The following is a 24,784-nucleotide window of genomic DNA, read 5'->3' as shown; positions in this document are numbered from 1 at the left end:
AGTGGTTGTAAATATTAGTTATTGAATACTGTTAAGTCTTAAAAAACCTATCTTTATTTTGTGTAAAAATCATTAAAAGTATCTGTTTATTAAGGGTTTGACAATTTTTATACCTTTTGTGATGCTTTTTAGCCCGTAAAAAAGTTTATCTTAAAATAATTTAGCAACAAACTAAATTAACTATTTATGAAAAGCTGTTTTTACATCATTTTGTTTTTATTACCGCTATCTATACTAGCACAAAAAACAATTACAGGTACTGTAACAGATACTTCAAAAGTTCCTTTCCCAGGGGCTTCAGTATTAATTAAAGGAACAACTAAAGGAGTTATTACAGATTTTGATGGAGGTTTTAAAATAACCTTGCCTGAGGCCCCAGTTACTTTAGTGTTTAGCTTTTTAGGGTATAAAACACAAGAAGTTGTTGTAAATAAACAAAATACATTAAAAATTGTTTTACAATCAGACACTAGTAATTTAGATGAGGTTATATTAATCGGATATGGTAGTTCTAGTAGATCAGATGTTACAGCTGCTATTTCAACCGTAAAACCTTATGTAGATAATACAGCAGGGGTTGCTACTTTAGAAACGGTTTTACAGGGTGGTTCAGGAATTCAAGTAAATGCAAGTGGAGAGCCAGGAGCTGCAGTGTCGGTTAATATTAGAGGGACTTCTAGTTTAAGTGGATCTAATCAACCATTATATGTTATTGATGGAATTGTGGTAGATAGTGCCGAAGAGTCTTTAACAGATCCTTCAAACTTTCAAGCAACACCTAAGAGTGGTATTGGAGGGGTAGCTCCAGAAGATATAGAGTCAATTCAAATTCTTAAAGATGCATCAGCAACAGCTATTTATGGATCTTTAGGAGCTAATGGAGTTGTTTTAATCACTACCAAACAAGGTAAAACAGGTTCTGCAAAATATAAGTTTAGCACATCTACCACTATAGGAGAAGCTGTTTTTCCTTATAGAATGTTAAATACAGATGAGTATGTGTCTTTTATAAACGATAAGTTTAAAGAAGATCCAAATTCAATATCTACAGGTCAATACCCTACTGGTAGATTGCCATTTGAAAAACGAGCTGATGGTTTGTACAATTTTATGGACCAACAAGATAATGACAATCAAAATGGAATTGATACTGTTGGAGTGTATCAACCTATTAATTGGCGTGATTTTTACAGAGCAACCATTTCATCAAATAGTAGATTTACGGTTTCTGGAGGTACAGAAAAAACAAAATACTATGCTTCTGCTGGATATTTAGAAAATGAAGGGGTGGTATCTAATGTTTATTTAAAAAGAGCTGATTTAGGATTAAATATTAAGCACAATTTAAATGATAAAATAAAATTAGGAGGTAAAGTAACATATACCAATACTAAAAATTCTTTAACAGGTGGAGCAAGTGCAAATGCGCAAGCAAGCAAATCTGTTTATACGAGTGTAAATGAATGGATGCCTTTAGACTATAGGTTAGATCTTGCTCCATTGGGAGATGAAAGTTATAGAATTACACCAAGAGGTTGGTTTGAAGAATATGATAATGTTTCTGATGAAAACAGGTTCTTGGCAAATCTATCTTTAGATTATGAGTTTCTTAAAGATGTTAACTATAGTGTAAAATTAGGAGGAGATTATAGAGAGGGAAATTTGGTTGTTTGGCAGGGATTAAATACCGATCAAGGTTCATCAAGAGATGGAAGGTATTCTTATTCTGAGCTTAGTAGATATTCTTATAATATAGATCAAACAATTCAATATAGTCCAAGAGCTAAAAAGAATCATAGATACTCTGTGTTAGGAGGGGTGGTATATAACCATACAAATGCTGTAAATAGTTATACTAGAGCATCAAATTATACTACCGAGGGAATAGCCAATAGAGGACGAGATTTCTTGGGAGCTACTGTAATTGAAACCCAAGTAGATAATTACAGAATAGAATCTTTGTTGTCTTTTTTATCTAGAGTAACATATGCCTACAAAAACAGATATAAAGTTTCAGGAACTTTAAGGTACGATGGTTCAAGTAAGTTTGTAGGAGACAATAGATTTGGTTTGTTTCCAGCTTTGAGTCTGGCTTGGGAAATGCAAAAAGAACCATTTATGAAGCGTGTAAAATTTATAGATGAGTTTAAATTTAGAGTAGGATATGGAGAAACAGGAAACCAAAGAGTAGGAACTAATTTGGCATTTAATAATTATAGAATTTCTCCAGAAGGGTATTCAACCTCTTCGGGTACTCTAGGCTTGGCTTATGAATCTACTAACATTGCTAATGAAGATTTAAAATGGGAAACACAATCACAATATAATGCTGGTTTAGATTTAGTCTTTTTTGATAATAGGTTAATATCATCTATAGATGTTTATTATAAAAAATCTACAGATTTATTAAATCAGCTAACTGTTGGAGGTAGTGCTGGAGATGAGTCTATTACTATTAATCAAGGGAGTTTAACCAACACAGGGTTAGAATTTTCTTTAGCAGGTGATGCTATTAAAACAGAGCATACAACTTTTAATTTGTTTGGAAACATCAATTTCAATAAGACTAAAATATTATCATTAGGTCTTTTAGAAAGTCAGTTTGATAGTTATGGAACATATGAAGGATATTACGGTAGACCTATTCAAATAACAGGAACCAATACAGTATCTACCAATATTTATTTAGTAGATCATCAACCAGGATTAATTTATGGTTTGCAAACTGAAGGAATCTTAACTGCTGCCGATATTACAGCAGGAGCACCAACAATAAATGGAAGTCCAGCTGTGGAAGGGTTTTATAAAGTTAAAGACCTAAATGGAGATGGAAACATTTCTAGTGAAGATAGAACGGTTATTGGAAATCCAAACCCTGATTTTGTGTATTCTTTTGGAACTAATTTTAGTTATAAAAACTGGTCTGCAAGAGTTAATTTTTACGGGGTTTATGGAAACGATATTTATAATGCAAACAGCCCATCAGAGTTGTTTAGTGGAGATTTAGCTTACGAAAATGTACGTAAAACATATGTAAACAATATGTATTCTGCATCAAATCCTACTGGAATTTATCCAGCCGTAAATATTCAAAGATCATACATCAATGGTATTGGAGTGTTAGATGCTCATGTTGAGGATGGAAGTTATTTAAGACTTCAGAATATTAGTATAGCATATGATTTACCCACTGAAAAACTTAAAGGAATTACTGGAGTAAACGTATTTGTGTCGGCAGGTAATATTTATACCTGGACAAAATACACAGGGAACAATCCAGACTTGTCATCATTAAGATTTACACCTGGAGTAGCTGGAGTAGATATTGCTACACCACCTACACAAAAGACATTTACTATGGGGGTTGGAATCACTTTTTAAACTAAAAAAATGAGAATTATGAAATACATATATATAACATTAATAATCATCAGTCAATTGGTTTCATGCGATACATTATTAGATCATTCTGATGATTTGTCTGATGCTGGAGCTATCAACGATGAGTTATTATATTCTTCTGAAGAAGAAATTCAAAATACACTGAATGGAATTTATGCAAAATTTGCTTCAGAATTTTATAACGGAAATAATTTATTGCAAATGACCACTGCCAACACTCCGTACTTTTCTAGTACAGGGGCTAAAGGAGAGGAGTATGCACAATTTAATATTATTGCTTCTACTAAAAACTTAAATGATACTTGGAATGAAATATATGCTTGTATACACAATGCAAATTTATTTCTACAACAAGTAGAAAAAAGAGATTTAAGAGAGCCGTTTATAGAGCCTATACTGGGGCAGGTTTATTTTTTAAGAGCTTTGTGTTATTTTGATTTGGTAAGAGTTTTTGGAGCAGTTCCCTTAAGAACAAATCCAGCAGGTTTAGATAACCTGTTTATAAAAAAAGCTTCTAAAGAAGAAATATATAAGATAATTCTTACAGATTTAAATACAGCAAAAGTATTGTTACCAACAACAGAATATAAAGAAGGTAGACCCTTGTCTTATGCAGCCTCTGGATATTTAGCAAAGGTATATATGACCATGGCTACAGATAAAGATGTTGATATTAACAATTTTGCAGACTTTACCACCGAAGCTACTTTTTGGGGAGAGGCCAAAACAAAAGCCTTGGAGGTGTACAACTCTGGAAAATATTCATTGCTAACAAATTATGCAGATTTATTTGATGAAAACATGCCTGAGAATTCAGTTGAATCTATATTTGAATTACAATATACTTCTGTAGGAACTGCAACAAAAAGTGGACAACAGGCAATTACCTTTTCACCAAAAAACTCCATGTATAATTTACGAGACACAGGAGGACAAGTTAGAGTTAATAGGTTGGCTTTTCATGATCATTATTTAGATTATAATGTAACAATAGATCCTGATGATCTTACACACCCAGATCCAAGAGTTGAGGTTACATATATTGTGAATTCTTATGATGAAGTGATACCTCCTTATAAAAATATTGTGTTATACCCTGCCAAAACAAATGGTGGAACTGCTATAGCGTATATAAAAAAGTTCTCAGAGTCTAGTAATACCAATATAAATGCAGAGAAAAACAGAATCATGCTAAGATTTGCAGATGTTATTTTAATGTTGGCAGAAATTGAAAATGAGTTGGGAAATGGATCTCAGTCCAAACTATATATTAAAGAAGTTTTAGATAGGGCTAATCCTGTACTTTATCCAATGGCAAATATTGATGCCATTGCACAAGGAGATGATTTACGCGATAGAATTATGAAAGAAAGAGTTTATGAATTGTTAGGGGAAGGTCAGGAATGGTTTGATTTAAGAAGACAGTACACAACCACAGGAGGAACTATCACTTTTTTAGAGAAAAGATTAGAAAGAAGAGAGGAGTTGTTTACAAAAAAAGAACCTAATTCACCTAAGTTACCTACTATGGATCAGTTTGATACTAAAAATAGAGTTGCTTATCATTCAGTATGGAATCCCGATTTAACAGCTATTAGAGCCAATCAAGCTTTGTTAGAAAAGAATTATTTATTTCCAATACCAGCCGTTGAAATCACAGGGAACAATGCCTTGTCAGCAGCAGATCAAAATCCAGGATACTAATCAACATATCAATATTCAAATGAAAAATATAAAATCCATAACAAAGTTTTTTACCATACTAATTGCTTTGGTAAGTATTATTACATCTTGTAAAGAAAGTAATAGCAAATCTAGTAGTGATAGCCCTCTTTATTTAGATGCATCAGCAACAATAGACGAAAGAGTCAATGATTTAATCAATAGAATGACTATTGAAGATAAAGCAGGACAGATGAGTCAATATGTTGGTTTAGAGCATATGAAAGAAGCTCTGGGTAATTTATCAGAAGATGATTTAGATAAAAATGATGCCCAAGGTTTTTATCCTGGTTTTAAAACAGAAGATATTATTAAGCTTACAAAAGAAGGAAAAATAGGTTCTTTTCTTCATGTATTAACGGCAGAAGAAGCTAATAAACTTCAAAAATTAGCACAGCAATCTCCTTTAAAAATTCCTTTAATTATTGGTATAGATGCCATTCATGGAAATGCATACTATCGAGGAGGAGCAACGGTTTATCCAACTCCTATTACTCAAGCAGCAACTTTTAATGATGCATTAATGAGACAGGCTAGTGCTCAAACAGCTATAGAAATGAGGGCTACGGGTACTCAATGGACATTTACTCCTAATATTGATGTGTTAAGAGATCCTCGTTGGGGAAGAACAGGAGAAACTTATGGAGAAGATCCTTATTTGGTTGGAAATATGGGTGTGGCAGCTATTAAAGGGTTGCAAGGTGATGATTTTTCTGGAGAAGAAAATGTAATTGCTTGTGCAAAGCACTTAATAGCAGGAAGTCAGTCAATAAACGGATTAAATGCATCTCCTACAGATGTGTCTAAAAGAACATTGTTCGAAATATTTTTACCTCCATACAGAAGAGCGGTTCAAGAGGCTAATATCTTTTCTATTATGGCGGCTCATAATGAAGTGAATGGTGTTCCTGGTCACATGGATAAATATATGATGACGGATTTAATGCGTAATCGTTGGGGATTCAATGGGTTTTATGTAAGTGATTGGAATGATATTTCTAGAATAGCACATTGGCATCATGTGGCAAAAGACTTTAAAGAGTCTGTATTGTTTTCTGTAGGAGCAGGAATGGATATGAACATGCACGGGCCTTATTTTGCAGATTATATAGTGGAGTTAGTTAAAGAAGGAAAATTAAGTGAAAAACGTATTAATGATGCGGTGCGTAAAATTTTAGAGGCTAAGTTTAGATTAGGACTTTTTGAAAACCCGTATGTAGATTTAGAAAAAGTAAAGTCTAAAATATTTACTCCAGCACATCAACAAACAGCTTTAGAACAAGCAAGACAAGGAATTGTACTTCAAAAAAATAATGGTTATTTACCCTTGAAAAACATAGCTGGTAAAAAGATTTTTATCACAGGGCCTAATGCAAATAACATGACAACTTTAGGGGATTGGTCGTCTCCTCAGCCTAAAGAAAATTATGTAACTGTTGTAGAAGGATTAAATAAACTGGCAAAAAAATATGATTTTACAACTGAGTATTACGACTGTGGTCAACGATCTAAATGGATTACAGACGAGCATATTGCAATAGCTAAAAACAAAGCAAAAAAATCAGATGTTGTATTGTTGGTTTTAGGAGAAAATTCTTTTAGACATGATTGGCCAAACAAAACAACAGGAGAAAATATTGATAGAGCAACTTTAGCCCTGTCAGGAAATCAATTAAAATTAGCAAAAGCAATAAAAGCTACAGGAAAACCAGTAGTGGTAGTTTATGTAAGTGGGAGCCCAATTGCAGAACCTTGGTTAGAGAACAACGTGAAAGCTGTAGTAAATTCATGGGAACCAGGAGCGTTTGGAGGTCAGGCTATTGCCGAAATTTTGTTGGGAGAAGTAAACCCTAGTGGTAAGTTACCATTAACTATTCCAAGAAGCGTGGGGCAATTACAAATGGTTTACAATCACAAACCAACAGCTTATATACATAAATACAATACGGAGAAAAAAGTACCATTACATCCTTTTGGATATGGGTTGAGTTATACAAGTTTTGAAATTTCTGAACCAACACTTTCTAAAACAACTTTTTCTGGAGTAAATGATAAAGTTACTGTGACTGTAGAGGTTACCAATACAGGAAAAGTATCGGGAGAAGAAGTTGTACAAATGTATATAAGAGATAATATCAGCTCGTTTACAAGGCCAGTTAAAGAACTAAAAGGATATAAGAGGGTAAAACTAAATGCAGGAGAAACCAAAACGGTTGCGATAGATATTACAGCAGAAAGCTTGGCTTTTTACGATACAGATTACAGATTTGTAGTAGAAGCTGGAGAGTTTACAGTAATGGTAGGAAACTCATCTGCAGATAAAGATGTAAAGAAAGCAACATTGTCTGTTGCAGAAAATATAAAATTAGATTAGTCATGGATAGATTAAAATCAAAAATGATATTAGCTGTTGCTGTATTTTGTTCAGTTATCACGGTATCATGTAAAAATCATAAAAAAAGCGGAACAACTACAGCAGCTAAATCTCAGCCAAACATCATTTATATAATGGCAGATGATTTAACAACTCAGGCTATAAGTGCTTATGGAGATATTTATAAAGACATTGCTCCAACACCAAATATTGATAGAATTGCAAGTGAAGGAATGTTGTTTCAAGATGTATTGTGTACCAATGCTATTTGTGGACCTTCAAGAGCAGCTATTTTAACAGGAGATTATAGCAACAAAAACGGTTATTATAAAAATGAAAGTGGAGGTAAGTTTGATGAAAATAAATGGACTTTTCCTCAAGAATTTAAGAAAAACGGATATCAAACAAGTTTGTTTGGTAAATGGCATTTAGGAACAGAACCTCAAGGGTTTGATAAGTATAAATATCATAATTCTGCAGGACAACAAGGTCATTACTGGGATCCAATATACAATGAAAATGGAGTTGATGTAAAGGAAAAAGGATATTCAACCAACTTAAGTACAGATTTTGCTTTGAATTGGTTAAAAGACGAAAGAAAAAAAGAGGCTCCTTTTATGATGGTGTTACAGTACAAAGCTCCTCACAGACCATGGGAACCAGACACCAAGTACGAGGATTTATGGGAAGATGTTGAAATGCCATATCCAGCAACTTTTAACGATGATTATGAGGGTCGAGAATTAACTGCTGGTGATACAGAAATGACCATGGATTTTTTCTCTAGAAGAGACATGAAATTTAAAGAACCAGAAGGGTTAAAAGGAAAAGAAAAAATAAAATGGGCTTTTTACGGAGCTAAAAAAGGAGAAGTTGTTCAGCCTGAAGGGATGAGTAATGAAGAAGGAAAAAAATGGCGTTACCAAACTTATATAAAAGATTATTTGGCTTGTGTAAAATCTGTTGATGATAACATAGGTCGAGTTTTAAAATATTTAGATGATAACGGATTGGCTGATAATACTGTAATTGTGTTAACATCAGATCAAGGATTTTATTTAGGAGATCATGGTTTCTTTGATAAAAGGTTTATTTACGAAGAGTCTTTGCGTATGCCTTTTATTATGAAATATCCAGGAGTAATAAAACCAGGAAGTGTAAACGAAGATATTATTACCAACATAGATTTTGCTCCAACTTTGTTAGATGTTGCAGGTATTAAAACAGATCATAAAATGCAAGGTAAAAGTTTTAAGAATATTCTAGAAGGACATAAAGATAAAGATTGGCAACAAGCAATGTATTATCATTATTATGAATTTCCTTATTGGCACCATGTGCAACCACACTATGGTGTTAGAACTTCAAAATATACTTTAGCCCATTTTTATTATAACATAGATGTTTGGGAGTTGTATGATTTGGAAAAAGATCCGGATCAGATGAAAAATTTAATCAACAATCCAGAATACACCAACGTAATATCTAATTTAAAAACACAGTTAAAAGGGTTGATGAAAAAATATGAAAACAATAGGTCTTTAGACGATTTTAGAATTATTACGGATAAAGATTTTGGATCAATAGTAGACTTAAAAGATGACGAAACATCTGTACAAGATGTTTTAACCCAAAAAAAGCATTAAAATTATGAAAAAAATAAATTCGGTATTAGCTATTTTAATTGTAGTATTTACATCATGTACTGCCCAAAAAAAATCAGTAACTAGTGAGCAACATAACAGTGTGAATAGTATAGGAAAAGAAAAAAAGAACATATTGTTTATAGCGGTTGATGATTTAAAACCTATGTTATCTAACTATGGTAAAATCCAAATGCATACTCCAAATTTTGATAGGTTGGCAAACATGGGAATGAGTTTTACCAATGCTCACGTACAATATGCAGTATGTGGACCTTCAAGAGCAAGTATTATGACGGGTACAAATCCGGATAGAACTAAAGTATGGGATTTACACACCAATTTTAGAGAATCTGCTCCAGATTTAATCTCTATGCCAGAGTATTTAATTTCTCAAGGATACGAAACTACAGCAGTAGGTAAAATATATCATAAAGGTTCTTCTTCTACTGGTCACGATGGTAAAAGCTGGAGTATTCCTCATCAATTACCAAAAAATTATGACCCAACCTATGGAGATGCTGCTTTTGAATATTATCAAAATCCAGAAACAAAGAAAAAATTGGCAAGTTTAGAAGCAGAGGCAAAAGCCAAAGGAATAAAAAAGAATGGGGCTATACGTAGTTACGTGTTTAAGCATCTTAAACCCTCTACAGAATGTGCGGATGTAAGTGATACTGCTTATCAAGATGGATTGTATACTCAAACAGCCATCAAACAATTAAATAAGTTAGAGAAATCAGGAAAACCTTGGTTTTTAGGTGTTGGGTACCAAAAACCGCATTTGCCATTTGTTGCTCCAAAAAAATATTGGGATTTATACGATAGAAATAAAATTGAATTGGCAAAATTTCAAGAATTATCTAAAGGAACACCTAGGTTTGCATACCATTCTTTTGGAGAGTTAAGAGCGTTTAGTGATATAGATAATAAATACAACGTGGGTGATAAGTTGCCAGAAGAAAAACAAAGAGAATTGATTCATGGATACATGGCTTGTATTTCTTATATAGATGCTCAGTTGGGAATTTTGTTAGATGAGTTAGAAAAAAGAAATTTATTAGACAATACCATTATTACCTTGTGGGGAGATCATGGTTGGCACTTAGGAGATCATACAGAATGGTGTAAACATTCAAACTTTGAACAGGCTACCCGTATTCCGTTTATGTTTGCTGGACCAGGAGTTGCTAAAAATCAAAAAAGCCATCATCCAGTAAACTTGGTAGATTTATTTCCAACAGTTTTCGATTTGGCAAACGTAACTCCATCTTCTCAAGTAGATGGAAAATCTTTAATGCCTTTGCTAGATAATAATGCAGCTACCACAATTAGTGAAGATTATGCATATCATCAATATGCTCGTCAAAAGAAAATGGGGTATGCTATTAGAACTGAACGTTACCGTTATACAGAATGGCACGATAATAATTATAGAAGCACACAACCATATAAAGAAGAAAATATTGTAGGTCGTGAATTATATGATTATGAGAAAGATCCATTAGAAACTAAAAATTTAGTAAAAGATGCTGCTTATAGTGCTGTTGTTAAAGAATTAAAAGCCAAGCTTAAAAATCACTTAACCAAATAATTGATAAACCTGCCCAGTTAATTTAAAAAAAAGTGATGTTTAGTCACATCACTTTTTTCTTTCTTGTTTCATTTTTTTTAGAACATAAGTATTATGAAAATATATCATCTTATTTTAACTTTTTGTTTGTGCATAACCGCGTTTTCACAAAACAAACCCAATATTCTAATTATTCATACTGATGATTTAGGCTATCATGATTTAAGTATTACTGGCTCTGAGTTATACGATACTCCTAATATTGATGCTTTGGCAAAAGAAGCAGTGAGTTTTACCAATGCCTATAGTAGTTATCCTCGTTGTACACCTTCTCGTTATGGAATGATGACAGCTACTTATCCTGTAAACGAAAATAAAGGACATTTAGGAGGAATTCCTGATAATGAAAATTTTATCAAACAATTTAATAGTGCTGGTTATCATACCTCTTATATTGGAAAATGGCATTTAGGAGAAGGAGATAGTAATCCTGAAAATTTTGGTTTTAATTACACTTATGCAGCAGGTAGAGCAGGAGGAATTGGGAGTAGGTTTTATCCGTTTAACATAAATTCAAAAGGGAAAAGACACAAGGAGCAAGTAGAGAATTTAGAACAAGATGGAAAAAAAGGAGATTATGCTTCGGATATGTTAACCAATGCTACAATTGAGTTTATAGAGAAAAATCCTAAAAATGAACCTTTTTTAGCTGTATTGGCTTTTTATGCAGTACATACTCCTATTGAGGCAAAACCTAAAGATGAGGCAAGAAATAAAGAGCAGTTAAAGTCTATTGAATTTGGAAATTCTCCAGAATATATTAAAGAAGGAGCTGGTCGTAGAAAAATGAGACAAGATGATGCTGCATATGCTGGAATGGTAGAGAATGTAGATGAAAATGTAGGTAGAATTCTAAATAAGTTAAAAGAACTAGGAATAGACAAAAACACCATTATTGTTTTTTCATCAGATCATGGAGGACTTTCAAATGATGGTAATAAAGGAGAAAGACATTTAGCAACTTCAAACAATCCTTTAAGAGCAGGAAAAGGTTGGTTATATGAAGGAGGAATTCGTGTTCCTTTGTTTGTAAAATGGGGAAATGAGCTAAAACCTCATGTAGATGATAAGTCTATAGTTTTAGGAATGGATGTATTCCCTACTTTGTTAGATTTAGCTCTAGACAAACAAGTACAGGGAGTAGATGGAATGAGCTATAAAAACGTTTTAAAAGAAAAAGAATGTTGGTCAGACAGAACTGTTTTTTGGAATTCTAATAAAGCAAGACCTCATAGTACTGGAGACCCAAAGACAATGGCTGTTCGTTCTGGAGATTATAAGTTATTGTTCTTTAAAGAAACAGATACTTATGAGTTATATAATCTTAAAGAAGATGTTTCAGAAGAAAATGATTTGTCTGCTAAGAACTCAAAAAAATTAGCAGAAATGAAAACGGTGCTAAAATCGTTGAAAAAACAATACATGGTACCTGAAAGAATGGATGTAGGAAAGAAAAAGCAGGATAAAAAAGATAAGAAATAATCAAATCTCCTTGTTATATGGTACCGTTAAGATATTTATGCATAGGGGTTTTGTTTGTTTTCTGTGCTTGTAAAACAAAATCAACCACAGTAAAAAAAAATGATAAACCCAATATATTAGTCATTCATGTAGATGATTTGGGTTATCACGATTTAAGTGCTACAGGTTCTAAAATATATCAAACACCTAATATTGATGCTTTGTCAAAAGAATCGGTACGTTTTAGCAATGCCTATGCTAATTATCCCCGATGTGTACCCTCTCGTTATGCGATGATGACGGCAGGTTATCCTGTTAAAAATGGAGATGTACCAGATGATGGATTTGAAATGACCGATATTCCCGATGCTAAAAATTACATCAAACACATAAAAAAATCAGGATATCAAACTGCATATTTCGGAAAGTGGCATTTGGGTAATGATCCTAAAGAATTTGGTTTTGATATGAGTGTAGCTGCCGGTCATGCAGGCTCTCCTATTAGTTTTATTTATCCGTTTAATACTCCAAAACACAAAGGAATTAATAATAAAGCTCCTATTAAGCATTTAGATGAAATAAGTAAAGAAGGAGATTATTTAACCGATGTGTTAACAAATCAAGTGATTGAGCAGATAAAAAACAGAGACAAAACAAAACCGTTTTTAAATGTGTTGGCTTTTTATGCCGTACATCAACCTTTAGAGGCTAAAGAAGAGGATATAAAACGAAACAGAAAAGAAATCAATGCTTTTGATTTTGGAATGCAACCAGAATATATTAAAGAAGGAACAGGACGTGCCAAAATGAGACAAGATCATCCAGTATATGCTGCCATGGTAGAAAATATGGATGATAATGTAGGTAAATTGCTTCAGGTGTTAAAAGAGGAAGGAATTTCAGAAAATACCCTTATTGTTTTTTCTTCAGATCACGGAGGTTTGTCTAACGATGGAACAAAAAAACGTCAGTTAGCGACTTCTAATTTTCCTTTAAGAGCAGGAAAAGGTTGGTTGTATGAAGGAGGAATAAAAGTGCCTTTGTTTGTTAAGTGGACTCATCATTTTAAACCTAAAGAAGATGAAAAATCTGTGGTAATGCTCATGGATATTTTTCCAACCTTGTTAGAAATAGCCTCAGGAAAAACTTTAAACACAAATGGAAAAAGTTTAGTTCCACTTTTACAAGAAAAGGAAACATGGAACAATAGAACTGTGTTTTGGCATTCATCTAAAGCCAGACCTGTTAATACAGGAGATACCAAATCATCAGCTATTAGAAAAGGAGATTATAAATTAATCAATTGGTATGAGGAAGGGAGAACAGAATTGTACAATATTGCTTTAGACCCTTACGAACGTAACGATATTTCAAAAGAAAACAAGCTTTTAGCAAAAGAACTTTTAAACGAACTGAACCAATGGAAAGCTACATTTTAAAGTTAAATAGAATATTAGTTAGATTCCTTTGTTATCAATAAATAATCAATTAAGACTTTTAAATAATACTCGTAGATGTTTTTATTACATCGAACAAAAAGTAAATAAATATGAAAAGAATACGTTCACATACACGTAGTTTATTTTTTATAGTTCTATTTTTTCAAACAACTATTTTACTAGCACAAAATAAGGCTTACCGATTGCAATGGCAGTTTCCACCCAAGGACAGCACTATGTTGGTGTCTTTAAATAAGCAAAAGGAATTATACGCTTCACCAGAAACTATGCAATGGTATAAAGATGCTAAGTTGGGTGTTTTTGTACATTGGGGACCTGCATTGCTAGAAACCAATGTATTGAGTTGGGGACGTTTTGGTGAGAGACCAGGAGCAGGAAAACCAGCAACAAAAGGAGTGTCACCTGAAGTTTATGATAACCTTTATAAAAAATTCAATCCTATAAATTTTGATGCCGATAAATGGATGCAACAGATTAAGGATTTTGGTGCGGAGTACATTGTGTTTACGGCAAAACACCATGATGGATTTTGTTTTTTCGATGCTAAAAACACGGATTACACTATTATGAATTCTCCTTATGGTAAGGATATTTGTAAACAACTATCAGATGCTGCACACAAAGCAGGTGTAAAATTATTTTGGTACTATTCACAACCAGATTGGAGTCATCCAGATTGTTTACGTGAAAAACATTACGAAAACTATTTGCCATATATGAAAACACACGTAAAGCAATTGTTTACCGAATACGGTAGGATAGATGGTGTTTTTTGGGATCATTTGGCAACCAAATATTGGCAATGGGACAGCTATCATGTAATAAAAGAAATTAAGGAAACACAACCTTGGTTAATAACAAATTCTAGAACTGGATTTAGTTGGCCAGATGACAGTTACAGAGGGGATTTTGATACACCCGAACAAAGTTTAGGTCCTATTAACCATTATCGTTATTGGGAAGCTTGTTTAACTATGACCGACAAATGGCTTTACAGCCCAAAAGGACCTATTAAAACGGCAGAAACCGTTTTGGGAATGCTTATACAAGTGGCGGGAAATGGAGGTAATTTATTGTTGAATTTAGGACCCAATGGAAAAGGAGAGTTTGTGGAACAAGAGGCTGACCAGGCTTATAAAGTTGGGGAATGGATAAAAACCTACGGACATACTCTTAAAAATACAGAACGTGGAATTTACATTGGTGGTGATTATGGAACTTCAACCCAAACAGGTAATAAACTTTACATTCATGTGTTGCAAACCTTGGCAGATAATGCAGATCCTGTTATTGAACTTCCTCAATTGCCCATGGGCATTGTTTCGGCAAAAGGGATTACAAAAGGTTTTAAAAACTACAATATAAAGAAAGGCAAATTATACTTGAATTTTAATAAAGAGGAATTTAATAATAACTTGGATAATATTGTAGAATTGACACTTTCTGAAGCTCCTTCAAGTTATAAACGTATTTCAACTTGGGATGCTCAGCCTATTTCTAAAAGCGAGTTTACTGTTAGCGAATCATCATCGTTTAAACTAAAAAACAATGCCGAAGCCATTTATAATACCAAAGGCAATGTGTTTAGTGAGGGTATTCATTTAAAATCATGGTGGCAACCTTTAAAAACTGATAAAAGCCCATCACTTACTTTAATATTCAGACAAGCAAAACAGATTAAAACCGTTTTGCTTTCAGAGAATATGCGTTCCCATTCGGTAACTGATTTCAATATAGAAACACAAGATAAAAATGGACAATGGCATACCATACACAACGGGAAAACTATTGGAGAAGGATTGCGAATAAAACTTAATGGTGATGTTGTTTATGGTATCCGATTTAAAGTAAATAAGTCTATATATGAAACACAAATTACAGCTTTTAACGTTTATGAATAATCTATATACTAAAATACTTTTTGTTTTTTTAAACATACACCTAGGGTATTGTCAAGAGCAAAAACCTAATGTTCTTTTTATTTTGGCTGATGATTTAGGTATTAATGCATTAAACTGTTATGGTAATAACTTAGTTGAATCACCAAATATTGATAAATTATTTGATGAAGGTGTTCATTTTACTAATGGCTATTCAAATGATCCTACTTGTGCACCATCAAGGGCATCAATCATGTCTGGTCAGTATGTGCCAAGGCATAAAATTTATCGTGTTGCTGATAGGTTTAAAAAAGACCAAAAGACCCTAGCTGCAATGAAGTTTGTTCCACCAGAAAACAATACAGTAAAAGGTAGTGGTGTTGGTTTGGGTTTGGAAAAAATAACTCTTGCCGAAGCCTTTAAAAATAATGGATATTTAACGGCAGCCTACGGTAAATGGCATTTAGGGAAAAATGAATTAGGCATAAGAAATCAAGGATTTGATGAAGGGTTTGAAATATTAGGGCATTATAATTCTAAAACTTTTCCACATCAGGAAGATATTGATGCTGATTTATATTCGGCAGATGTAACTACGGAAAAAACCATTGCTTTTATGAAAAAAGCGGTAGCGAATAATACTCCTTTTTTTGCTTATGTACCTTATTATTTAGTTCATAAACCACTTGAGCCTAAACCACAACATCTTAAATATTTTAAAAAGAAACTTCAAGGGAATACCCAAGTTGGCACAGATGAAATTAAAGTGTTGGCAATGATAAAAAGTTTAGATGATAGTGTGGGCGAACTTATAAAATCAATATCAGATTTAGGTGTTGAAAAAGAAACCTTAATTGTTTTTACTTCTGATAACGGGCATTATAAAACAGAGAGTAATATTTTTAATCAGCCCTATAAAGGAGTAAAGGGACAAACTTTAGAAGGTGGTATACGTGTGCCTTATATTTTTAAATGGAAAGAACATATACAAAAATCATCAGTTGTTACTCCTATTATTCATGTGGATTTATATCCAACACTTTTAGGTTTAACCAATAACCAATTTCCGAAGAATTATATTTTGGACGGTGAAGACATAGCACCCTTAATTTTTGGTAAGGTGAACAGTACCAAACGTGATGCCTTGATTTGGGAATACACTAATTACGCAAATTACAATATAAAACTAAAAGAGTTTGCCTCTAGTTGGGTAAATGTGATTCAAATGGATGGTTATAAATTAACAGAAGATATTGAAAATAAAGCTTACTATCTATATAATTTAAAAAATGATCCATTTGAAACTAATGAAATAGCTTCAAAGTCACCAGAAACATTAAAAAAACTTAAAAAAAGATTAGAGCAATGGAAAAAGGAAGTTGGTTATGAAGGCCCTAAACCTAATCCTTATTATAAAACTAATTAAACTATGAGAGTCTGTCTATATACGTTTTTATTCCTTTTTTCCTATTGTCAAATAGGATGGTCTCAAATGCTAGCTTCTTTAGTACCAGAAAATACTGCCACGCATACAGCTGTACAAAACGGAAGTTGGTTTGATGTAAATACATGGAATGTTGGAACTGTTCCTGGAAATGGAGCTATTGTGGTCATTCCCTCTGGAATTACAGTGAATTATCAAGGAGTTTCTAATGTTCATATTTTTGCCATTAGAGTAGATGGAAATTTTAATTGTACTCAAACCAATAGCAATCAAACTACCACCATAACGTTTGATACTTTTATTGGAACAATGAGTTCTTATGTAAAGTTTCATGCGAGTAATGTTTCCGATGGAAAAATAAATATAACCATTACTCCATTTGATATTGAAGCTTTTAAAGGTCAGTCCAACAACTGGAACTCTAATGCGATGGCTCATTTTTCAGATGGAGCTACTACTTATAAAGTTACTCAGTCTGTGGGACCAGATGATAGATTTAATTCTTATGCCGAAGCATTGGCAGGAAACACACAAGTAATAGAAACTTCTAGAGTTTTATATGATGATGGAGTGGGAGTTACAGGTAGGCATCATTGGGATCCTACACAATTGTCTATTGGAATGGTTACCATGGGGCAAGTTGAAATTATTGGACAAGAGAAATTAAACATGTCCAAATTATCATCTAATGCTTTAAGAAATCAAAGTCAACTACAATTGGCATCTGTTCCCGAAGGATGGAAAATAGGAGACAAGCTAATTGTAACACATGGAGGAAATCAAAACACGTCCAGTAACGGAGAAGATGAGGTGGAAATTTCGGCTATCAACGGAAATACCATATCGTTAACTTCTAACTTAGAAAAAAATCACGAAGGAAGATCAGCAGATAATTTACATTGTTATGTAGGAAATCTTACCAGAAACATCAGCTTTTCATCAGGTTCAACAGCAAATGTTCATCATAGAGCACATATCATGGCCATGCACAATAATGAAAATGTGCAAATAAGAAATGCATCATTTAAAGATATGGGAAGAACGGATAAATCTCGACTTGTCGATGATTTTATTTGGGATAAATGGTTAGATCCTGTGGTTTTTAAATCCAAAGTATCTGCTTTAGGTCAAGAATGCGCTCAAATGAAAGCAAACCCCACGGATGAAATGACAAATCCCAGAGGAAGATACACGCTCCATTTACACAAAACAGGGGCGGCTTATGGTGATAATATTACAAATATTACAGGAAATGTGGTTTGGGGAAATCCAGGATGGGGAATTACGCATCACGATTCTCATGCCAATGTTTCAGACAACGTAGTTTATGATGTGGTGGGAGCAGGAATTGTATCAGAGACAGGTAGCGAAACAGGTTTTTGGGATAATAATTTAGTGGTAAACATTCAAGAAGGTCACACAACAGATCCATATACAGCAGCGTTGTTTCATGATGATTATCTTTATTCTGGTCAAGGATTGGCTATGAAAGGTAGAGCTGTAATTTGTAGAGGAAATGTAATTTCTAATACCAAGCAAGGAGTTGGAGTTATCAATATGAATCCATCTGTAACCAATTTAGATAGGTTAGATGCTAGAGCTTTGGCAGAAAGACCAGGGTACGAAGTTGATAATTTTCCTTTAAGCGTAAACGGATATAGCAAAGAAGGAGATGGAGTAATGCCGGTAGAATCTGCTTTAATTATGGAAAATACTACGGTTATTTGGAGTAACCAAGGGTTACGTTCTATTGAACGTGATATGGGAGTAAACCACGAATCTCGTTCTATCTTTAATGGATTCAATGCTTGGGGAGTCAATCAAGGGTTGTCTATTACCTATCAGGCAGATTATTCTTTTAAAGATGTGTTTATTTCTGGGAAAAATAACAATTCTGTGGGAGCTTATTTATGGAAGCACTCCCATAATCAAACGTTTGAAAATATCAAAATGGTAGATTTAGGATATGGTATAACAGTTTCTAAATTGGTAGAAAGCGGTAACGGACAATTAAAAACAAGAAACAATGGGGTTACACCGTGGATTTTTGTCAACTTACAAACTGAAAATGTAGGGGATTTTTATCAAATAATTAAAGAAGATGAAAGTACAGCTACTGAGTATAATGAACATAGTGATAATGCTATTCATTTAAATTCAAGTGATGTTACTTCTCGTGATGTTAGTTTTACAGTGTTAGATTCAACCGCCTTAAAAGTTGACTATGCTACCAATAATTTTCGTTTTGAAATTGACGGAATTATCACAGATGATTTTGGAAGTTATGATATGGGAATTGAGCAAGCACCAGCTCAAGGAGATTTACGCATAGGATATCCAACAAGAATTTATGAATTTGCATCGCAGGCTAAGTTTGAAGAATACTTATTAAATAACGGAGTTTATAAGGATGAAAATAATAACGATCAGTTGTATTTTATTTTGCCAGAAAGTTTGCCAAATAGACGTAGTTTTCAGTATACCACTTTTCCAGTGAGAGTAAAAATTATGAATGCTCTTAGTACTGGTGTGTTTGCATCGGCAAGTGTAGAGTCTATGAGTAGCTTACAACCCAAAAATCAATTGGTGAGTAGGTTTGCAACGGTTTCTCAAAGTTCTACTGATGATACTTTTTCTTATGATGGAGAAGATATTGATGCTTCTGCCGAAAAAGCCATAGACGGAAATAACAACGGAAGAGTAAATGCTCAAATTTTTCAAAGAGGTTTGGTGCCTGTGGGTAGTTTTTCATCAACAAAACAAGAAAATGAACCTTGGTTTGATATGGATTTAGGAGAGGAAAAAATAATTGATTATATAGATGTCTGGAATACTGTAGAGTTAAACGGGTCGGCTATAGAAACGGTATCTAATCATTTTACCAATTTTTATGTACTGATAGCCGAAACTCCATTTACAGGAATGTCTTTAAGCAATGCAAAAAATCATGCTAATTTTTCTTATCACATGAATGCTTTGCCTCAAAGAAAATTATCGGTTAATAATATCAATGTAAAAGGGAGATATGTCAGAATTCAGGCAGAGGGAGTAAACAGAATAAAGTTAGCTGAGGTTGAAGTGGTAGGAAAAAAAATATCAGAAAGCTTATCAACTCCAAATACAACCATTGCAGAAACTTTAGTTTGGCCAAATCCTACTACTGGAGAGATAAATATAAAACTCAAAAAATCACATAAAAATATAAGTGTACAAGTTTATAGTGTTGTGGGACAGTTAATTCATCAAAAAAGTTTTAACCATACAGATCATATGAGTTTTAAGATTGCCAATGTTTACGGGGTTTGTTTTTTACACATAAAAAGTGATGAAGGCCTAAATGAAGTAAAAAAAGTGATTATAAAATAAGAAAATTTTGAGAGGGATTTATATTAAAATAGGTTGTTTGCTTTTTACTTTACTCATGTTTTCTTGTGCTACAAAAAAACAGTTGAATGCCGTGGCTGATAAAAGCAATTTAATCCCTTGGTCTATTGTGGGTTTTGATGTAAAAGAAAGAACGTCATTAGAACGTTTAGAAATGTTAGAAAGGTTGGGCTATCAACAATATGCTTACGGACATAGAGCCAAGCATATTCCAACAATGGAGCAAGAATGGAAATTGGCAAAAGAAAAAGGAATTGCTATAAAGGCTGTTTGGTTGTATATCAATCTGAATAAAGAAAAACCGTATCACTTAAGAGATTTAACAGAAGCTGTTTTTAAAAATTTAGAAAAAACAGGTTTGAAAACCCAAATATGGGTGGGGTTTGATCCTACATATTTTAAAGATTTGTCAGATACAGAAGCTTTGAATAAGAGTGTAGAAATGATTGCCTATCTGTCTCAAAGAGCTCAAGCGTTAGGTTGTAAAATAGCTTTGTACAATCATGGAGGTTGGTTTGGGAATCCTAACAATCAATTAAAAATAATAAGAGCTTTACCCGATGAAGATTTAGGAGTGATTTTTAATTTTCATCATGCGCATGAAGATTTAGAACATTACCAAGAAAACATCAAAAAACTATTGCCTTATTTATGGTGTGTAAATCTTAATGGAATGAAAAAAGAAGGGTCTAAAATTATAACCATAGGAAAAGGAAATCTAGAAAAAGAAATGATAATCAGTTTGTTAAATATTGGGTATAAAGGTCCGTTTGGAATATTGGGACATGTTAAAGGAGGAGATCCGGAATTAGTTTTACAAGAAAATTACCAAGGGTTAAAAAGTTTAATGATTGAAAATTAAAAAGTATCATGAAAAAGTTATTCTGTATTATAGGTTGCTTGTCGTTTTTAGGGTTGTTTGCTCAAACAATACCTCAAGGAAATGACATTCTGGAGGTTCAAAAGTTAAGTTTTTTAAAAAGCAATGGTTCCGATGGACAGATTGAAGTAAAAGAAAAACAACTTTTAAAAATAAGCACATTACAACAACCTCAGTTTATATATAATTTGGCAAGTAAATTACCTACAGAACCACAAAACTTTAAAGAAGGTCAGGTGTTTTTATTGTCGTTTAGAGCAAAAACAGAAACCTCTTCTCTAGAAACAGGAGAGGCAAAAATGCTGTGGCTTTTTAGACAATCGGATTCTTATAAAGACAATATTACCAGCACAGTAAGTATTTCTTCCAATTGGCAAGAGTACTATATTCCTTTTAAAGCGAGCAAATATATTTCTAAAAAAGATTTTAGATTGGTGTTGCAATATGGATTTAAGCCTCAATCTTTTTTGTTAAAAGATATCAAATTTCAAATGTTTCCTATGGGAACAGATATCAATTCGCTTCCTAAAACCAAAATTACGTATGCAGGTATGGAGGCCGATGCTTTGTGGAGAAAAGAGGCTTTAAAACGTATTGAGCAATTAAGAAAAGGAAATTTTAAAGTTCAGTTTTATAAAGATGACAAGCCTGTAGTAAATCAAAATATACAAATAAAGTTAATCAAACATGCTTTTCCTTTTGGTGCAGCGATGGATGCTCAAGATATTGTAGCTCAAAACAAACGTTATCAAAATTTTAAAAAAGCTTTTAATTACACTGTTTTGGCTAACGATTTAAAAATAAAATCTTGGGAAAAACCTAAAAAACAAGAAATTACCAAAGAGGCATTAACAATATTAAAAAACGATGGAATTGTTGCCAAAGGGCATGTGCTTATCTGGCCTGGTTTTCAGTATTTAACTCCAGAAATTAGAAAAAATAAAAACAATCCAGAAAAGGTAAAACAAATAATAACCTCCCATGTAACAGATGTTTTAGAACAAACTAAAAATAAGGTAATTAAGTGGGATGTTGTAAACGAAGCTTATACCAATAAAGATTTACAAACCATAACAGGTTCCGAAGATTTACTTTATAGCGGATTTACCTTGGCTAAGAAAATTCAGCCAAATGCGTTGAGATATACCAACGAATATGGAATTATTAGCAAAGGAGGAATTGACACTCAAAAGCAAGAATGGTACTACAATTTTATAAAAAGAATTGATGAGCATACAGGAAGACTTGTTCATGGTATTGGAATACAAAGTCATATAGGGACAGATTTAACTTCTCCTGAAAGAGTTCTTCAAATTTTGTCTTACTATGCTACTTTAGGAAAGCAAATAGGAATTTCGGAATTTACTATGGATGTACAAGATCCGGAAATACGTGAACAATACACACGTGATTTTATGATCGCCGCTTTTAGTCATCCAAATGTATCGGAGTTTTTGTTTTGGGGATGTACCGATGATGAACGAGATAAAGTAGATATTTATACAGAAGAAGGAGATATTGGAGTGATGGGGAGAGCCTATTTTTCTTTGGTACACAACCAATGGAAAACAAATTTAATTGGAGCAACCAATAACGATGGATTTGTTGGTGGAAGAGGTTTTTATGGAGAGTATGAGTACACTTTTGTAGAAGATGGAAAATTAATAACAGGAACTTTTAAAGTGCTGCCAAGACAAAATAATACTTATAAAATATCATTATAATGAAGTGGTTTTACAGTTTAATTTTATTGATTTATTGCACTGCTTGTAGTAACAATGTCAACAGTAAAAAAGAAACAAATAAGCAACCTAATATACTTTGGATTGTTTGCGAAGATATTAGTCCTACTTTATCTTTTTATGGAGATTCCATTGCTAAAACTCCAAATTTAGATGCATTGGCAAAAGAAAGTATGGTGTATAACAATGCTTTTGCTCCTGTGGGAGTTTGTGCTCCTACTCGTTCCGCAATTATTACAGGAATGTATCCTACAAGTATAGGAACCATGCACATGCGTACAGGAATGGATGTACAGTCATGGGGAAACAGAACGTATAAAAACAGACAAGAGTCTGATATTTTAGATATAGAAAACAATCCTATACAACAATACTCGGCAGTGGTACCAGAAGATGTAAAATGTTTTACAGAATATTTAAGAGCACAGGGGTATTATTGTACCAATAATGCCAAAACCGATTATCAATTTGCTGCCCCTATTACCTCTTGGGATGAGAATAACAACAACGCTCATTGGAGAAATACTCCTAAAGGAAAACCGTTCTTTTCGGTATTTAATATTAACGATACCCACGAAAGCCAGTTGTGGAAAAAAAACAAGTTGCCTTTAACAGTAAATCCAAAGGATGTTAAAGTACCACCATATTTACCCGATACAGAAGCTACCCGATTAACCATTGCCAGACATTATAGCAATGTGGAAATTATGGATAAAAAAGTGGGAGATATCATCCGTCAGTTAAAAAAAGATGGACTTTACAACAATACCATTGTGTTTTTCTATAGCGATCATGGAGGGCCTTTACCAAGACAAAAACGAGAAATTTACGATTCGGGTTTAAAAGTTCCGTTTATGGTTAAAGGAATACAAACAAAGAGTGGCTATACAAATCGTATGATTTCTTTTGTAGACTTAGCTCCTACTGTTCTGAGTCTTGCAGGTCTAAAGTCTCCTAAATACATGGAAGGAAAAGCCTTTTTAGGAAAATACAAAACCAAAGAGAGAGCGTATGTTTATGGAACTTCGGACAGGTTTGATGAGTTTACAGATAGAATTCGTGCCGTAAGAAGTTCAAAGTTTTTATATCTTAAAAATTACCATCCAAACTTAACTAAATACAAAGATGTTGGGTATAGAAAACAAGTACCAATGATGTTGCCTTTTTTAGAATTGGAAAAGGAAAATAAATTAAATGATGTTCAGCAAAGTTGGTTCGAGACAAAAACTACCGAAGAACTCTACGATGTAGAAAATGATCCACACAACCTATATAATTTAGCCTCAAATACAGCTTATGCATCTGAATTAAAAAAGATGAGAACAGCATTAGATGATTTTCAAAAAAACAGAAAAGATTATGGAGCACAGCTAGAAAGTGAATTGATAGAAAGTATGTGGCCAAATTTTATACAACCACAAACAGAAAAGGTAGAGATTATAATAGCTAAAGAACAAGTGCAATTAAACTGTAAAACCTCTGGAGCTTCTGTGGCCTATATGGTAAGCGATGTAGAAATTACAGCTGTTCATTTTGATTTGCCTTGGAGGTTATACACTAAACCGTTTAATGTTAAGAAAGGACAATACATATATGCCATTGCTCAAAGAATTGGTTATAAAGAAAGCGAGGTTTTTAAACAAAAATTATAATTGGGAGTTTGATAATTTTTAAACTTGAGATACGATCATCTAAGTTTGAATTACATAATAGCCGTTGTGCATGTGGAGTAAAAAATAAATTTCGGATGTCAGTTCGA

The 24,784-nt window shown here is 33.1% G+C and carries 13 protein-coding genes; all 13 read left to right on the top strand.

Going from position 1 to position 24,784, the window contains the following annotated elements:
* Positions 1 to 186: 186 nt before the first annotated feature.
* The 13 genes from ACXGQT_RS08630 (at position 187) to ACXGQT_RS08570 (ending at position 24,677) form a co-directional block, all read left to right on the top strand.
* Complete coding sequence (locus ACXGQT_RS08630; RefSeq protein WP_457828194.1) at positions 187 to 3,381, top strand: SusC/RagA family TonB-linked outer membrane protein; 3,195 nt, start codon at positions 187 to 189, stop codon at positions 3,379 to 3,381.
* Between the two features lie 18 nt (positions 3,382 to 3,399).
* Entirely contained in the window at positions 3,400 to 5,106 is a 1,707-nt protein-coding gene (locus tag ACXGQT_RS08625; RefSeq protein WP_457828193.1) for a RagB/SusD family nutrient uptake outer membrane protein, read from the top strand.
* A 19-nt stretch (positions 5,107 to 5,125) separates the two neighbouring features.
* Complete coding sequence (locus ACXGQT_RS08620; RefSeq protein ID WP_457828192.1) at positions 5,126 to 7,498, top strand: glycoside hydrolase family 3 N-terminal domain-containing protein; 2,373 nt, start codon at positions 5,126 to 5,128, stop codon at positions 7,496 to 7,498.
* Positions 7,499 to 7,500: 2 nt separating this feature from the next.
* On the top strand, positions 7,501 to 9,144 hold the full coding sequence (locus ACXGQT_RS08615; protein ID WP_457828191.1) for a sulfatase family protein: 1,644 nt from the start codon (positions 7,501 to 7,503) through the stop codon (positions 9,142 to 9,144).
* 4 nt (positions 9,145 to 9,148) lie between these two features.
* Positions 9,149 to 10,735 carry a sulfatase gene (locus ACXGQT_RS08610; RefSeq protein ID WP_457828190.1) on the top strand — a complete coding sequence of 529 codons (1,587 nt, stop codon included), beginning with the start codon at positions 9,149 to 9,151 and terminating at the stop codon, positions 10,733 to 10,735.
* Positions 10,736 to 10,828: 93 nt separating this feature from the next.
* On the top strand, positions 10,829 to 12,256 hold the full coding sequence (locus ACXGQT_RS08605) for a sulfatase (protein WP_457828189.1): 1,428 nt from the start codon (positions 10,829 to 10,831) through the stop codon (positions 12,254 to 12,256).
* Between the two features lie 17 nt (positions 12,257 to 12,273).
* A complete protein-coding gene (locus ACXGQT_RS08600) occupies positions 12,274 to 13,674 on the top strand; it encodes a sulfatase (protein WP_457828188.1) in 1,401 nt (466 codons plus the stop codon).
* A 110-nt stretch (positions 13,675 to 13,784) separates the two neighbouring features.
* On the top strand, positions 13,785 to 15,596 hold the full coding sequence (locus tag ACXGQT_RS08595) for an alpha-L-fucosidase (RefSeq protein ID WP_457828187.1): 1,812 nt from the start codon (positions 13,785 to 13,787) through the stop codon (positions 15,594 to 15,596).
* The gene (locus ACXGQT_RS08590; protein ID WP_457828186.1) at positions 15,559 to 17,001 is read left to right on the top strand and encodes a sulfatase-like hydrolase/transferase; all 1,443 of its coding nucleotides are present in this window, start codon (positions 15,559 to 15,561) and stop codon (positions 16,999 to 17,001) included. The genes ACXGQT_RS08595 and ACXGQT_RS08590 overlap by 38 nt, the downstream gene beginning before the upstream one ends.
* 3 nt (positions 17,002 to 17,004) lie before the next feature.
* Positions 17,005 to 20,385: a T9SS type A sorting domain-containing protein gene (locus ACXGQT_RS08585; protein ID WP_457828185.1), complete on the top strand. Its 3,381-nt coding sequence runs from the start codon at positions 17,005 to 17,007 to the stop codon at positions 20,383 to 20,385.
* 7 nt (positions 20,386 to 20,392) lie between these two features.
* Positions 20,393 to 21,265, top strand: a complete 873-nt coding sequence (locus tag ACXGQT_RS08580) for a sugar phosphate isomerase/epimerase family protein (protein WP_457828184.1) — start codon at positions 20,393 to 20,395, stop codon at positions 21,263 to 21,265.
* A gap of 8 nt (positions 21,266 to 21,273) precedes the next feature.
* Positions 21,274 to 23,007: an endo-1,4-beta-xylanase gene (locus ACXGQT_RS08575; protein ID WP_457828183.1), complete on the top strand. Its 1,734-nt coding sequence runs from the start codon at positions 21,274 to 21,276 to the stop codon at positions 23,005 to 23,007.
* Positions 23,007 to 24,677: a sulfatase family protein gene (locus ACXGQT_RS08570; RefSeq protein WP_457828182.1), complete on the top strand. Its 1,671-nt coding sequence runs from the start codon at positions 23,007 to 23,009 to the stop codon at positions 24,675 to 24,677. The genes ACXGQT_RS08575 and ACXGQT_RS08570 overlap by 1 nt, the downstream gene beginning before the upstream one ends.
* Positions 24,678 to 24,784: the final 107 nt, after the last annotated feature.

The sequence above is a fragment of the Wenyingzhuangia sp. IMCC45467 genome, assembly GCF_054111205.1.
The sequence above is the reverse complement of the archived record's forward strand: the minus strand, read 5'-3'. Positions and strand labels throughout refer to the sequence as shown.